Genomic DNA, 13080 nt, shown 5'->3' with positions numbered 1-13080 from the left:
CAAAGCCTGACCACGCCATGAAACTATTTACGCGATCCAAACAATCCGCGTTGTCCGGTCATCAACTCGACAGTGAATTGACTGTACCCAAGCGGCATGCCCAACTTTGCACGCGGCAGCTCGGAGCGGTGCATGGCCGCCATAACAGGATTCTCAACAGCGGTGCGCTCGATGCTGGCGTCAAACTGCTGGCCTTCCGTGATGACGTCATTCCGTGCGCTTTCGGCTGCGTGCAGGGCCTTGATACCTTCCTGAGCCTGGGCAACCAAGTCATGCACATGCTGCAACGCGGCTGCTGCTGTATCGATGGCCGCTTTATGCCGATCAAGGATGACGTCGCGCTGGCGGGCAAGGTCAGCGACCTGGGCAACATAGTAGTCACGCTGGGCAGTCAGCCGGGAAGCGTCTGCAAGCTCCGCAGCGGTGGATGCCTGGGCGATGGCGTCGGTAGCCTTGGCAAGACGTGGGTCCGAAGGTTTGCCGCCATCAGCAGCGACCTGCTGAATCAGGCTGTCCCGTTCAGCTTTTGCCGCTTCCAGAGCGTTGAGGGCGTGGAAATGGGCAGTGTTGGCTTTGGTGAGTGCTTCAATAGCTTGGTTCATAGTCTGACTCCAATTTTGCGAAGGACGTTGCGCTGTTCGGTTGCGGATAAAGCACGAAAGGCTTCCCGCGCTGTTTGGGTTTGCTGCTGTTTGATGCGTTCGCGCAAGACGGCGTCAAGCTCGGATTTTGTCAGCTCAGCGGTGACCTTAGGTTCAGGCTGCTGCATGGGTAACGGCCTCCATAATCAAGGATTCGAGAACGGCGCGGGTTGTTTGACCGCGAACGGTAGTCAGGTGAATCAGCGCCAAAGCTGCCGGGGTGGATATTTCCGCCTGCAAGCGGCAGATGGCTCCTTCAGCTTTTAAGCGCTTGCGTCGTTCGCGCTGGTGTTCGGCCCGCGTTTTCATACTTATATCCTTATTCAATATCTACAGTGAATAATTATACAGTAACCACACCAGAAAGAAAGACTAAAAGTAAGACCTAATGCAGTTAATTTATCTTTACAGCAAATAAAACAATATGATGATTTCATAATAAGGCGGACTGTTGATCCGCCATCACTTTTTTACTCGCCTTCCAGAAACGGATCGCCTGGTTCCAGATACCGAAGGCCACCACCCGGCAAGGGCGTTGCATAGCTCTGAATGGTTCGGTCCGGCCGAACGAAAACCAGAAGAATCTTAATCGGGTCCGGCGTCGCCTGGAGTATCGCTTGCAATTCGTCGGCTTCTTGCGAGTTCAAGTAAGTAAGCAAGTCGTGCAGCTCGTTGTTCGTGACTGAGTTCATTTACATTCACCTCCGCTTTAATCAATGACTTGTTGATTACCGAATGGCCGCCACGATCCAAAATAGCAACGGCTGCGCTGACTCGTGCCTGGGCAGCAGCACGCGGGTTGCTGATGATTTCCAGCAGCGCACTAATCGCCTGATCGTTGGCAAGTGTGAATTGCCGGGCCTGCTGTAGTCGCCGCTCATCAAGGTATTGCGCGACCTTTGCTTGAATTTCAGGCTTTTTCAGGAGGTCATGACCTTGAGAATAGGCAGACGCTTCCGAATATCCTGCTTCAATTGCGGCAGTCGTCGCGTTCAAACTCGCGGCATATTCAAAACAAAAACGCTCCTGCCGTTCGTTCATTTTTAGCCCTCCTTCTGTGGTTGTTGGTACGGTGGTAGCACCTCAGTGGGCTGCGTGCGTTCCGTGGCAGATATGGGGCCTTGCTGGACTGGTTTGCCGTAGAGCTGAGCAAGTTTATCCATATAACCAGTTGGCACTTTCGGGGTGTGTTTGCGCGGTCTCATCAGGCGAACCATATATCAGGCGAGCTTTCCACAAGCTCGTCGGGTAGCAGACGGCAAAGCGCAAAGCCTGCGGTCATCAAACATTCCTCCAGGTCATCGCGGTTGTTTTGATCGAAAGCCGCCTGTGCCTTTACAAGAGCCTGATGGATTTCCGCCAGGGTGGATGTCTGGTCTGTCGTTTTCATAGTTGTTGCTCCTGTGGATAAACCCATCCATAAATGCGGGTGTTGATAGCTCTGCGCTGCGCCATAGTGACGGGAACCACATCATCAAAGCCGGGAATGTCATCTGATCCTGATCCGCCAAGAGGTGATTCAGCCTGGATTGCTTCACGCTCCAAACGGCTGTAATCATCGGGGCAGCCGGATGACGCCAAGCGAGAAAATGACGTTATGGACGCGATGGACGCGAGATTGCATCTAATACTGTATTCTCCCCCCTGTGTGTGTCTTACATTTCCTCCCGCGTTGGATATTAAGTGGGGTGTCGCGTCCATCGCGTCCACCGCGTCCATTTTGGCGAGTAGAGATTTAAGCCTGCTCATAGCCAGCCCCCCAAATCTGAAGCCAGGCGGGGCCGGATTCCGTAGAAACTACGGGTGCCCATGTGCTTCCCGTTTTCGATACCGTGCGCCCCTAGCCGCAAGGTGAAGTTTTTGCGGTTCAGCTTCCGATATATCCCAGCGGAATCAGCCCATGTCTGGTATGTCAGGTACATATCATTACTTGGCGTTATGGCCTGCGGATCGTGGGTTACGGCTTCATCAAGAAATTGCAGCACTTGATCTGAACTGACACGCCAGCTTTTAGCGGCCTCTGTACTCGATGGCGGAATGGTTACGCGGCCACGTTCATAAACCCCTGCGAGAGATTCAAGCAGCAGATTGAGCACACCAGACGTTTCTGCCCGTAATTTGGCGTCCAGCCGGGTATCTGCCACTTCGGGTGCAAACCTGTTCTGGAATTGCAAGATGGTGAATCTTCGGAATAGCCCGTCTGAAAAGTCTCTTGTGCTGGGTAGATGGTTCGTGGTGATCCAGAGCTTGCAGACGGGGCGAAAGTCGAAAGCATCCTTGAACTTTCGCTCAGCAGTCAGGGTTTCTCCAGAGATGATTTTCTTGACGGTGCTGTCGGGCATTTCGCCATCTGTGGACGTTTCGGAGATAACATTGATTAGCTTCCCGTCGAGATGCGATTGCTGGAAGCGGTTGTTCAACTGAGATAACTCAACGGCCACCCGGTAATCTTCGCCCACCATCGACTGCAGCAGGTTCAGGACTTTGGACTTGCCATTCCCGCCACTGCCAATCAGCATCAAGGCGCGTTCGTATTCGGTTGTGGTGGTAAGTGATAACCCCATGTACTCCAACAGTGCCAGGGCGCGATCTGAAGCGTCGGAAGCACCAGCAAACACTTCAGATAGGAACTGTTCAAACCTTGGCGCTGTAGCATCGGGCTTGTAGGTAATGGGTAGCCGGATCCGCCGATAATCTTCGCGCTGGTAGTCCCGTAGATGCCATTCGCCGCCGTGGTGCTGCAAGATGCCATTACTGACACACACGTCCCGCCTGCCGCTCTGGTTCCATTGAACAGGACGGTATGCCTGTCCGGTAGCCAGTTTAAGCATCCCGGCAATTCGTGACGCAGTAACGGCCATTCCGACTTCGCGGGTAATCCGTTCGGCTTTTTGGAGCATGATTTCCTCAGGGATTTCTTTCCAGATACCGTCTTGAAACTCAAAAAAGCAGCCGCCGTTATACAGAATGTCAGGTCCAGCAGTGAGCAGTGCGGCAAGGTGTCCGTGATCGAGTTCCAGCTTTTCGCCTGCGGGTTTTGCGCCAGGTAAAACGGCCATCACACACCCCCTTGAGCATTGGCGTAATCATTCCAATCTTGCCCGGCTTCCGGTGGTATCAGCAGAAGCCCGTCAATCACCCTAGCTGCCCCTTCAGCGCACCGGATACCGACTGGATCATGATCTCCACATAAAACGATTTCGCGCTCAGGAAAACGCGCTCTGGCCGATTCCGCTACTGATCGCATATTTCCTGCATCAACCGAAGCGATAACCTCCGCGTCGGGGTCCATTTGGCGTAGTGAGCACCCTGTAGCGTAACCTTCACAAACCAGCAGCCTACCGTCTGGATTTCCGCCAATGTAGATATGCAGCCCACGCTTGCGGCCACCCTTCAACATCTGTTTAACGCCATCGGGATAAATTGTCTGAGTGCTACAGATTTTTCCGTACCAATCTTGCAGAGCCAGCACCAAAGACTGGCCCCGCTGCCGGGCATTAAACGGGGTGATCTGCTTCCGTGCGGTGTACGGTGTCCCAGTGGCATCAGGAAGCCCGTTAAACTGCGCTGTGGCGATCTCAGACACTCGCTCATGCTCTGCGGTCTGTTCCTGCTCCCGTTGGCGCTGTAGCGACTGGATACGCGCCCGATCTTCGTCTGTTACCGTAACGGCGTCGCCGCTGATCCAATGGTGCTGCACACCTGTTTTCCAAGAGCCGAATATCCCAGCAGGCCGGCCATCAGAAAAGCCACGCCAATAGCCGTTTCGGCTTCCGGGTTTGTCGCCCTGGACGTGAAAGCGCACCATGCTGGGTGTATCAAAGATGATGGCGCTGGGTTTGCTGGGTGCCAGGCCACATGCGGCCATGTCGGTCAGAACTTCGGTTATGGGGCTGTTCATTGCGCGCCATCCAGTCGGGCAATATCAGCATCGATGCGGGCCAGCAATATGCGTGCACCTTGAATGGCGTCATCGGGTAACGCGGGCAGGCTGTGCAGATTCTTAGCCGCGTACAGCAAATGATGAATGACTGTGAAACCTGCTGCGGGTATGCGAGAATCTGACTTGATGTTGTCGTCGGAAACTGCCTCGGTGCCAGCCGGGGCTTTTTCATGGGCGGCGTTCATTTCACACCTCGGCTTTCCATCCAAGCCAGAACCTCAGAGGTGGACCAAACTACGCGATTAGAAAAAATCTTTTTTGGTGCCGGGAACTGCCCAGATTTGACAAGCTTGTAAATAGTGGTTCGTCCAAGTGACGTGATTTCGCGGACGTTGACCATAGCGACAGCTGGAGGATACTGCTTAACTTGAATTTGCATATCGAGTGCCTCTTAACGAAGCGCCCCGGCCTGTAAAACAGGAAACGGCCATGAGGCGCAAGCTGTTAGCTGCACACCCATGGCCGTCTAGACCCGATAGTGTCGGACAATCTGGCAATCCGCTCTGGGGATCTACCCCTGATAGCGTCGGCTTTGTGCCGTCCTCGTCATCCGATACAGTGCTAAAATACTGTATGTATTCACTGTATAACAGTCCCTAGTTGTTTGCAAGCGTCCCCTCATGACGCACCCCCAAGCTGACCACATTGCCCGTTTGCACGCCCAAAAATCGCCCCCAGTCATCCATAACCTTGCGCCGCTTCTCCAGAGCATCGCCGCGCCTGTAGGCCCCTTCAACGCCACCAACGGCATGAGCTAGACACTGCTCGATGACCTCGCGCTGATGGTGCGTTTTATCGCCTGCCCAGTCGCGGAAAGCTGAGCGCATACCGTGGACCGTGGTGCCTGGCGCCGCATGGTGAAGCGCCTTGGATACTGCCACATCGGACAGAGGCTTTCCGGCTCGTGCTGTGAAGACCGTCCCACTGGTGCCCAATTCGGAAAGCGCGGTGAGGATCTCTATAACCTCGTCGCTCATAGGGACGGTGTGTTCTTTTTGGGTTTTTGTGCGGCTGGCTGGAATCGTTAGCACCTTGCGCTCCAGGTCCACCTCATCCCATTGCAGGCCGCGTATTTCACCGCTGCGGCAGGCGGTCAGGGCGATGGTGCGCAAACATAGGGCGCTCATGCTGTTCTGCTCTCTGATTTTTGCCATGACTACAGGCAGCTCACGATATGGGACGGCGGCAAAATGTTCCCGCTTCTGTACCTTTTGGGCTTTGGGCAGTAGGTGTTCCAGATTGCCTTTCCAGACTGCCGGGTTGATGCGGTCGCGGTCACGTTCGCCAAGAGCTGCGGCACGATCCAGCACCGCCTCGATGCGCTGACGTAGCCGGGTAGCGGTTTCGGTTTTGTCTCTCCAGATTGGTGACAGCACCTTGAGCACGTCCGTTACTGTAACGCTATCCACTGGCATCTCGCCAAGGACAGGATAGGCGTAATCCCTCAGCGTATTTTCCCATTGCTGGCAATGCTTGGCGTTCTTCCAGCCTGGGCGTAGTGCCTCGATGGTTTCCAGCGCTACGGCCTCAAAGGTGCGCCTGATCCTTCCCTCTGGTGGTCGGATAACGTGCGCTGGGTCGGTGCCATTCCTGACAGCTTTCCGCATGGCGTCGGCCTTGTCCCGCGCTTCTGCCAATGAGAGCGCACCCATGCCGATTTCGCGGGGTTTGCCGTCCTGAACGTAGCGGAATACCCAGGCACGCGATCCAGAGGCCCGCACCCGTAGGAACAGGTTGTCACCGTCGCCATAACTGCCGGGCTTGGCGGTTTCCACTTTTCTTGCTGTCAGCTTTCCCATCCTGCACCTCGTCTTACTTTTCGTCTTACTTAAAAACGCGGATTTGTGCGGTTTCCTATGGACAGTATAGGACGGGTTACAGTGTAAAACAATGGTATATAAAGGGATTTGTGGACGGATACGGACAGTATAGAACATATGTCAGGCGGGCACCATCTCCGCCAATAAAAACAACGAATTACAAAAAAACCGCGCTTTGCTTATGACCTGTTGAAACCAGTCCGCGTTCTCACTTTTTTGTGCCATATCCAACGGGCGACTTTTCACATCTCCGGAACATCGAACAACACCAAAGGTATTGCGCCCCACTGGATTTCGGCCAATCAATTTCAGCTGTGCAAAAGGATCGTTGACCCGCAACCGCCGGGAATCCGGCAGCCGCAGTGCAGGGCACCCCCAGCGGGTGCCCTGCAGGCCGCTAGAAAACTAGTGTAGTGTTGCATTCTTGGTGAACCTTAAGGTTAATGATGATAAAATAGCTCCATGTTGAGGGTATGAATGGAGTCGAGCCTTGCGAGTTGCGCCCACAGTCACTTTAACCAGCGAAGAGCGGTCCGAGTTGTCCCGTATAGTCGCCTCCCGATTAAGCAGTGTCCGCTTGTCATTACGGGCACGGATGATATTGCTGGCGGCAGAGGGCTTGCAGAACAAAGAAATTGCGGAGCGCCTGGGGGTGGATCGCCTGCAAGTCGCACGTTGGCGCAAGCGTTATCTGGAACACCGCTTGTCGGGCATTGAACGCGATTTACCGCGCGGCGCCCCTCCGGTGAAAGTGGATGTGGCCCGTCTGGTAGAATTGACCACGCAGAGTAAGCCGGAAGCGATGACGCATTGGAGTACGCGTAGGATGGCGGCAGAACTGGGTGTCAGTGCCGCCAGTGTGTCACGGCATTGGCGCAAGCATGGCCTCAAGCCTCATCTGCTGCGTGGTTTCAAGGTGTCACGTGACCCGCATTTTGTGGAAAAGCTGGAAGATATTGTGGGGTTGTATATGTCTCCCCCGGAGCATGCCTTGGTGCTCTGCGTGGATGAAAAAAGTCAGGTACAGGCCCTGGACCGGACCCAACCGGGACTCCCCCTCAAAAAGGGCCGCGCAGAAACGATGACCCACGACTACAAACGTAATGGCACTACGACCTTGTTTGCCGCCCTCAACGTGCTGGATGGTCAGGTCATCGGACAGTGTCAACAGCGCCATACCCATGTGGAATGGCTGAAGTTCCTGAAGAAAATTGATCGGCAGACGCCCAGGGACAAGGCTCTGCATCTGATTGCCGACAACTATGCGACCCATAAACACCCGGTAGTACAGGCGTGGCTCGACAAGCACCCGCGTATTCACATGCACTTCACGCCCACTTCGGCATCCTGGCTCAACATGGTCGAGCGTTTCTTTCGGGATATCACGACCCAGCGGTTACGTCGTGGGGTGTTCACCAGTGTGCCTGAACTCATCCAGGCCATTGAGGGGTACATCGACCACCACAACACCCATCCCAAACCTTTCATCTGGACCAAAACCGCCCGCGACATCCTGCAAAAAGTCATTCGCGCCAACAGCCATTTAAGCAGCAAACAGAATGCAACACTACACTAGCCTGAAAAATGCCATTGTAACTATATGGAAGGTTAGGATAGTGATGCCCTTTGACCTGAGTTGCTGGGTTTACTGATTTGTGGAAAATGGATCAAAAGAGTCGACTACGGTCACCTTAGAGCCAGTACTCGCCAAGGACTTTCTGACGTTGCCGAAGGTGTCTTCAATAAACTGGGATGGAGAACCAAGCCCTACCGCCTTGGTAAATAATCCTCCTAATTCTGCACCCAGTACATTAGGATTTGAGGAGAAACCAGATTGGCTGGTGTATGAGCCGACGGCATCAGCCTGATATCCGCCTTTGTATGGGTAAAGGCAAAATGTGTAAGTCGCGTTTTTGCCATACTTGGAATAGCTGTTATCTGCACCCCGCGCGATCACTGATGCTCCAGGACAACTTACAATACTGGGCAGGACAGCCCCAGACATCGCTGCAATGGCAGACAATCCGCTCATGCCTGACATTTGAGACATCGGGCTATTTTGAAAACGACCGGGTTGATCGGGCAACGGATAGGGGGGTGGATTCTCCTGAACGGCAGCTCCTGACAAATATTCCTTTGTACCAGACACAAAAGCATTGACAACATCCTGATATGAAACATTAGTTGGGGTTTTCACGTCATAGACGACGTAAGCCATTTTTGTGGTAGTGGTTGGCGTCGTGGTGGCACACCCAGAAAGTAGAATAGTGGAAAACAGAGCTCCAAGGGTGATGGACAGAACAACACGTTGCTGCTTTATAAACATAAATTTTCCTTTTTAAATCTAGTCAGCAAGATAGATATGCCATGATGGTTGCGTTTACGCTATGACGGTTTATCAACGAGAACAACACGTCATGAACCACTTATATAGATGGAACTGATGGGATTTCAAGATGGTCCTGCTGACTGCTAGCCGCCAAGGTCACGGAGGTGCCCTTTTTCCGGAATCATGCGTCATATGTGTGTAAACATTCAAATGGGGGCATCATGAGCACCGTGCGCTGGAATCTTGCCGTGTCGGCAGACACGGATCAGTCCGTCCGCATGTTCCCTGCATCGCAAGGCGGCGGGCGCAAGGGCGACCTGTCGCGTTTCATCGAGCAGGCGGTACGTAGCTACATCTTCGAGCGTACTGTTGAAGAGGCCAAGGCGGCAAACGCAAACGTGAGCGAGGCCGACTTGACCGCTATCGTGAACAAAGCTGTGCAATGGGCGCGTGAGCACTGATGCGGGTCGTCCTGGATACCAACGTGCTGCTCAGCGCATTGCTGTCGCCGCACGGTTGGCCGGACGCCATCTATCGCGCGTGGCAGAAGGATCGTTTCGATCTTACGGGCATACCGTTTCTGGCAGGCAAACTACTGATCGCGCCTCGGCAAATAACGAAGGCATTCGGCGAAGCCCGGAAACGTTCGCCTGATCTCAACAACTTGGTTGCACAAAGGTCACACTCACGCTATCCTGTCAATTCGTAGTGATAATGTTAAAAAGGAGCCTTACGCCATGTTGATCACAAAAATTCGCAAGCAAGGCGGCGCGGCGGTTGTGACACTTCCCGCAGAAGTGCTGCGACAGATGGATGCCACTATTGGTGAGGAGTTGAGTATTGAGGTTTCCCAGCACGCGCTCATTATGCGACCAGCGCGCGGTGAGCGGCGGCGCTACAGCCTGGGGGAATTGCTCGCAGGTGTTACTATCCAGGACATGCAGGCCCTTACTGAGAACAGCGCCTGGGCCAGAGAGGGCGAGCCTGTCGGAAGAGAGTTGCTTTGATCGGCCGGAAGATACCATCACCAGGCGACGTTTACTGGATCAACACCAACCCGACATCTGGAAACGAGATAAGGGATCGGCATCGGGTTGTGGTTATTACACCGACCGAAATTAACAAACTCGGTCTGGTTACCTGCGTGCCTATCACCAGTGGCGGCAATCATGCCAGACAAAACGGTTTGACCGTGGTCATTGCGGAACACGACACGACCGGTGTTGCCGTCTGCAATCAGGTGCGCACCTTCGATCTCAGCGCCAGAGCCGGTGAGGTAAAATACATTGAAACTCTGGACCAGCAAACGACGCGCGAAATCATCAACCGGGTAACCAGTATCATAGATCCGGGGTAACTGATTATTTCACAAGCATTTTTTGAACTATTGCCTGAATACTGAATGGCATCTATTATTCTTGATTTAGTGCGTTTTGCACACTCACAAGCTGCGGGATGTTTATGATTTCAAGCGAAGTTCGGCAATGGCTCAATCAGGGGCAGGCCCGCATTCGTGAAACTGTCAATGCGGCATCCGATTGTCGTATGTCTGCCGCAAAGACGCTTTTAGTCCCGGCACTCATCAAGCGCATAGGGTCAACGCGCATATGGGTATTTGGTTCTGTTGCCCGCAGAGAAGCCACAGAGAATTCTGATATTGATATTTTTGTGGAATGCGATGGAACCGTGGCGCAATTACCTTGGTCCAAACGCCAGGATGCAATTTCTGATCTGCTCAAGATGGTAAGGAAGCAAGGCTTTACATGGGGCTGCGATATTATTGTTTGGTCAACAGAAGAAGTACGCCTGGGAACCAAAATATCTGAACCCATGATAGAAACCATAAAAAAGGAAGGGGTGTTAATATATGAGCGACCAGGAAAGAATACAGCGGTCTATTCAGTGGTTTGAACTGGCGCAAGCAGATCTGGAAGCCGCCCGCATTGAATAAGCTGTGGGCTTTTCAGCCAGGGACCGCTTGAAAATCGTTGATAGCCTCTTGACCACTTATGGGCTGAGGAAGCAAGTAAGCGGCTAGCTGCTTATCGACGTGGCGAACAAGGAACCAAGGTCTATTCCTACACCTCAAACCCCAGCGCGCGCAATTTGCCCTGGGCCAGACTATGCCCCAGGGCGGCGGCGCTGCCCAGCCAGCGCAGGCCGAGACCCTGGTTTTTGTCTACGCCCTGGCCGTTGAAATAGCAGGTCGATAAAAAGTCCATGGCATCCGCGTGGCCTTTTTTGGCGGCGGCCTCAAAGCAGTTGGCGGCAATGCTGTACTCGCCGGACCATAAAAAATAAATGCCGACCTCATTCAGGGCCTGCGCATCGCCGCTGTCGGCCTGCAGCACACAATCCACAAAGGCCTGCAGCAGACAGTGCGCCTCCTTGGCGGCGAGGCTGCTCAGGTCCACCTGCCGCAGCACCCCGCTGGGCACCTGCGCACTCGCTAGCTGCCGCCCGGCGATGGCGCCTGAATCCAGCCAGTTATGAATGGTCCGCACCGTTTTGCCGGTGAGCAGGGCGGCCATTTGCGGGCTGATGAAAGCACTGGACGAACCGGATGCAGCCATAAGACTCCCTTTCTGCAGGTTTTATTTCATCGATTTTAATGGAAAAGCGATAAGCTTTCATCGCTTTTCGATGAAGACATGGCGGGATTTCATCGGATTTGGATGAAACGTGGGGCAAATTTTGGCAGAGGGCTTTTATTGTGCTTCGTCATTGCCCTATTATACAGGCCATAATATTTTTTAAAACAACGGGTTGATTGTCTTGTGTTGCTGTGAAAACAGAGAATTTCTGATGCTGGCATGATTGGTGCTTTGGTAAACGCAGTGCAGCGCCTCTTGGTGTTGCCGAACTTCTTACCACACAAGGAGCATTCTCATGAGCATGTTAGTCAAGAAGGCGCAGGCCAGCGCCGAAAAAGGTTTCACCCTCATCGAACTGATGATCGTCATTGCCATCATCGGCATTCTGGCGGCCATCGCCGTTCCGCAGTATGAGCAGTACATAGTGACTTCGAAAGCGACAACTATTACGCAGGACTTTCATCAAGCAGTAACTCAGGGAACTGCAGCCGTGGCAGCGGCTGCAGCGGGGCAAACCACTTCAATGCCAATTTATAACTCGATGCCCGGGGGATATAGTCTTACGGTCAATGGTAGCCCAAGTCTCTCAACATCGGCTGGAACTCCTGGTGCGGCCGTTAGCCCAACCAATAGTACTGTGACAATTGTATTAAGTGGTGGCACATCTGGCAGCAGTCTTGCCAATGCAGTGGCTGCGGCATTCTCAAGTATGGATCTTCAGGGTACTCAGGGAGGGGTTACATCAAGCACGCAATCCGGGTCATGCGCCACAGGCACAGGATGCACAGCAACCATTAGTTCTAATGGTGGCATTAGTTTCACTTAACCTATTGGTTGACGACTATAGCAGCCCTTCGGGGCTGCACCTTTCGGACAGTGTTCTGACTCTCATCTCAAGAACAATTTCAGAACCCTCTCGGAAAGGTCACCCATGCCCAGCCCAATAATAAAACTCCAGGATAGCAACGGCTTCACCCTCATCGAACTGATGATTGTCATTGCCATCATCGGGATTCTGGCGGCCATTGCGATACCGCAATATTTTGCGTACATCGAAACGGCCAAGGCGCAGACCGTATCGGGTAATCTGAAAATGGCGTTAGATGCGGTCACCAATGCTTTTGCCGCTAGTAACAATAATGTGACCACGGACATTTACAACACCCTGAACGGAGCATCTGCCCATGATGTGGCCGACCCGGTGTATGGCTCAGGCACACCGGCTTTTGTCGCGAAAACTGGTGTCCAAACGGGGCAATGCGGTCAGGTGCTGGTGGATGCAGCCACCATCAGTCAGGCAGGCCCCCAACAAGTGACCGTCATGGTCAGCATCACGGGCTGCACTGGCAATCTCGCTACCGCCATTGCCAACGCCTGCAGTGCCGAAGGATTCATTCACGCCGCAACACCCACCGGCGTCATCATCACCCAAAACGGGAAAGTCACCCCGTAAACTCACAGGAGAACGACCATGAACGCCCATCATCCGCAACAGCGTATCAATGAGCTCCAGCAATTGCGCCATCGCCTGCTCAGTCGCCGCGAACAACGCGGTGCGGCTATAGCCAGCATCGACATGGAGCTCAATGTGGTGCGCAGCGAATTGCAGGCCCTCTATGCCTTGCAGCGCGATCAAAAACCCGCCAACCAGCGGATACCCGTCACCCACGGCCTGAAAATGGCCTGATCGTCGCGGGCTGCGGCGCTTGGCGCACCGTCCTGCCTGGCAGGGCGGAGGGTCGCTGACTGCCCA

23 protein-coding genes are annotated in these 13080 nt (G+C 53.7%); 9 read left to right on the top strand and 14 right to left on the bottom strand.

Features of this window, described 5'->3' with window-relative positions; translation table 11 throughout:
• Window positions 1-23 precede the first annotated feature (23 nt).
• The 12 genes from GCD22_RS13375 to GCD22_RS13320 all read right to left on the bottom strand — a co-directional run bounded on the left by GCD22_RS13375 (window position 24) and on the right by GCD22_RS13320 (window position 6743).
• Window positions 24-602, bottom strand: a complete 579-nt coding sequence (locus GCD22_RS13375) for a hypothetical protein (RefSeq protein ID WP_081577336.1) — start codon at window positions 600-602, stop codon at window positions 24-26.
• Window positions 599-769, bottom strand: coding sequence for a hypothetical protein (locus GCD22_RS13370; protein ID WP_153940827.1), 171 nt, complete (start codon window positions 767-769; stop codon window positions 599-601). Before GCD22_RS13370 ends, GCD22_RS13375 begins: the two co-directional genes overlap by 4 nt.
• Window positions 756-950, bottom strand: a complete 195-nt coding sequence (locus GCD22_RS13365) for a hypothetical protein (RefSeq protein ID WP_081577337.1) — start codon at window positions 948-950, stop codon at window positions 756-758. Before GCD22_RS13365 ends, GCD22_RS13370 begins: the two co-directional genes overlap by 14 nt.
• Before the next feature lie 276 nt (window positions 951-1226).
• Complete coding sequence (locus GCD22_RS13360) at window positions 1227-1682, bottom strand: terminase small subunit (protein ID WP_081577338.1); 456 nt, start codon at window positions 1680-1682, stop codon at window positions 1227-1229.
• Window positions 1683-1845: 163 nt separating this feature from the next.
• Window positions 1846-2031 (bottom strand): hypothetical protein, encoded by a 186-nt coding sequence (locus tag GCD22_RS13355; RefSeq protein WP_081577339.1) that lies wholly within the window; start codon window positions 2029-2031, stop codon window positions 1846-1848.
• The gene (locus GCD22_RS13350; RefSeq protein WP_153940826.1) at window positions 2028-2186 is read right to left on the bottom strand and encodes a hypothetical protein; all 159 of its coding nucleotides are present in this window, start codon (window positions 2184-2186) and stop codon (window positions 2028-2030) included. Before GCD22_RS13350 ends, GCD22_RS13355 begins: the two co-directional genes overlap by 4 nt.
• A gap of 200 nt (window positions 2187-2386) precedes the next feature.
• The gene (locus GCD22_RS13345; protein ID WP_153940825.1) at window positions 2387-3700 is read right to left on the bottom strand and encodes a DNA primase family protein; all 1314 of its coding nucleotides are present in this window, start codon (window positions 3698-3700) and stop codon (window positions 2387-2389) included.
• Window positions 3700-4542 (bottom strand): toprim domain-containing protein, encoded by an 843-nt coding sequence (locus GCD22_RS13340; protein ID WP_153940824.1) that lies wholly within the window; start codon window positions 4540-4542, stop codon window positions 3700-3702. The genes GCD22_RS13345 and GCD22_RS13340 overlap by 1 nt, the downstream gene beginning before the upstream one ends.
• Complete coding sequence (locus tag GCD22_RS13335; RefSeq protein ID WP_081577342.1) at window positions 4539-4769, bottom strand: hypothetical protein; 231 nt, start codon at window positions 4767-4769, stop codon at window positions 4539-4541. The genes GCD22_RS13340 and GCD22_RS13335 overlap by 4 nt, the downstream gene beginning before the upstream one ends.
• Window positions 4766-4924, bottom strand: a complete 159-nt coding sequence (locus tag GCD22_RS19030) for a helix-turn-helix transcriptional regulator (protein ID WP_140391065.1) — start codon at window positions 4922-4924, stop codon at window positions 4766-4768. Before GCD22_RS19030 ends, GCD22_RS13335 begins: the two co-directional genes overlap by 4 nt.
• A 256-nt stretch (window positions 4925-5180) precedes the next feature.
• On the bottom strand, window positions 5181-6383 hold the full coding sequence (locus GCD22_RS13325; protein ID WP_170286750.1) for a tyrosine-type recombinase/integrase: 1203 nt from the start codon (window positions 6381-6383) through the stop codon (window positions 5181-5183).
• A gap of 141 nt (window positions 6384-6524) precedes the next feature.
• Window positions 6525-6743: a hypothetical protein gene (locus tag GCD22_RS13320; protein ID WP_153940823.1), complete on the bottom strand. Its 219-nt coding sequence runs from the start codon at window positions 6741-6743 to the stop codon at window positions 6525-6527.
• A gap of 151 nt (window positions 6744-6894) precedes the next feature.
• On the opposite strand from GCD22_RS13320, the gene GCD22_RS13315 reads away from it, so the two are divergent.
• Complete coding sequence (locus tag GCD22_RS13315; protein ID WP_065972780.1) at window positions 6895-7980, top strand: IS630 family transposase; 1086 nt, start codon at window positions 6895-6897, stop codon at window positions 7978-7980.
• Window positions 7981-8049: 69 nt separating this feature from the next.
• On the opposite strand, the gene GCD22_RS13310 is transcribed toward GCD22_RS13315, so the two are convergent.
• Window positions 8050-8730, bottom strand: coding sequence for a hypothetical protein (locus GCD22_RS13310; protein ID WP_081577345.1), 681 nt, complete (start codon window positions 8728-8730; stop codon window positions 8050-8052).
• A gap of 224 nt (window positions 8731-8954) precedes the next feature.
• On the opposite strand from GCD22_RS13310, the gene GCD22_RS13305 reads away from it, so the two are divergent.
• From GCD22_RS13305 to GCD22_RS13285, 5 genes are all read left to right on the top strand, one after another.
• The gene (locus GCD22_RS13305) at window positions 8955-9194 is read left to right on the top strand and encodes a ribbon-helix-helix domain-containing protein (protein WP_153940822.1); all 240 of its coding nucleotides are present in this window, start codon (window positions 8955-8957) and stop codon (window positions 9192-9194) included.
• Complete coding sequence (locus tag GCD22_RS19025) at window positions 9194-9442, top strand: PIN domain-containing protein (RefSeq protein ID WP_031570254.1); 249 nt, start codon at window positions 9194-9196, stop codon at window positions 9440-9442. Before GCD22_RS13305 ends, GCD22_RS19025 begins: the two co-directional genes overlap by 1 nt.
• 28 nt (window positions 9443-9470) lie before the next feature.
• The gene (locus GCD22_RS13295; protein ID WP_010642066.1) at window positions 9471-9740 is read left to right on the top strand and encodes an AbrB/MazE/SpoVT family DNA-binding domain-containing protein; all 270 of its coding nucleotides are present in this window, start codon (window positions 9471-9473) and stop codon (window positions 9738-9740) included.
• Window positions 9737-10090, top strand: coding sequence for a type II toxin-antitoxin system toxin MazF (gene mazF, locus GCD22_RS13290; RefSeq protein WP_081577346.1), 354 nt, complete (start codon window positions 9737-9739; stop codon window positions 10088-10090). The genes GCD22_RS13295 and mazF overlap by 4 nt, the downstream gene beginning before the upstream one ends.
• A gap of 104 nt (window positions 10091-10194) precedes the next feature.
• Window positions 10195-10644 (top strand): nucleotidyltransferase family protein, encoded by a 450-nt coding sequence (locus GCD22_RS13285; protein WP_170286749.1) that lies wholly within the window; start codon window positions 10195-10197, stop codon window positions 10642-10644.
• A 167-nt stretch (window positions 10645-10811) separates the two neighbouring features.
• On the opposite strand, the gene GCD22_RS13280 is transcribed toward GCD22_RS13285, so the two are convergent.
• Complete coding sequence (locus tag GCD22_RS13280) at window positions 10812-11306, bottom strand: tetratricopeptide repeat protein (RefSeq protein WP_153940821.1); 495 nt, start codon at window positions 11304-11306, stop codon at window positions 10812-10814.
• Between the two features lie 316 nt (window positions 11307-11622).
• Between GCD22_RS13280 and GCD22_RS18785 the strand changes: the two genes are divergently transcribed.
• From GCD22_RS18785 to GCD22_RS13265, 3 genes are all read left to right on the top strand, one after another.
• Window positions 11623-12153, top strand: coding sequence for a prepilin-type N-terminal cleavage/methylation domain-containing protein (locus GCD22_RS18785; protein WP_153940820.1), 531 nt, complete (start codon window positions 11623-11625; stop codon window positions 12151-12153).
• 105 nt (window positions 12154-12258) lie between these two features.
• Window positions 12259-12780 (top strand): prepilin-type N-terminal cleavage/methylation domain-containing protein, encoded by a 522-nt coding sequence (locus GCD22_RS13270; protein WP_081577350.1) that lies wholly within the window; start codon window positions 12259-12261, stop codon window positions 12778-12780.
• 18 nt (window positions 12781-12798) lie between these two features.
• Window positions 12799-13014, top strand: coding sequence for a hypothetical protein (locus GCD22_RS13265; protein ID WP_081577351.1), 216 nt, complete (start codon window positions 12799-12801; stop codon window positions 13012-13014).
• Window positions 13015-13080 lie beyond the last annotated feature (66 nt).

It is taken from the genome of Acidithiobacillus thiooxidans ATCC 19377, assembly GCF_009662475.1.
Lineage (GTDB): Bacteria > Pseudomonadota > Gammaproteobacteria > Acidithiobacillales > Acidithiobacillaceae > Acidithiobacillus > Acidithiobacillus thiooxidans.
Note: the sequence above shows the minus strand (reverse complement) of the source record. Positions and strands in the feature narration are given on the sequence as shown.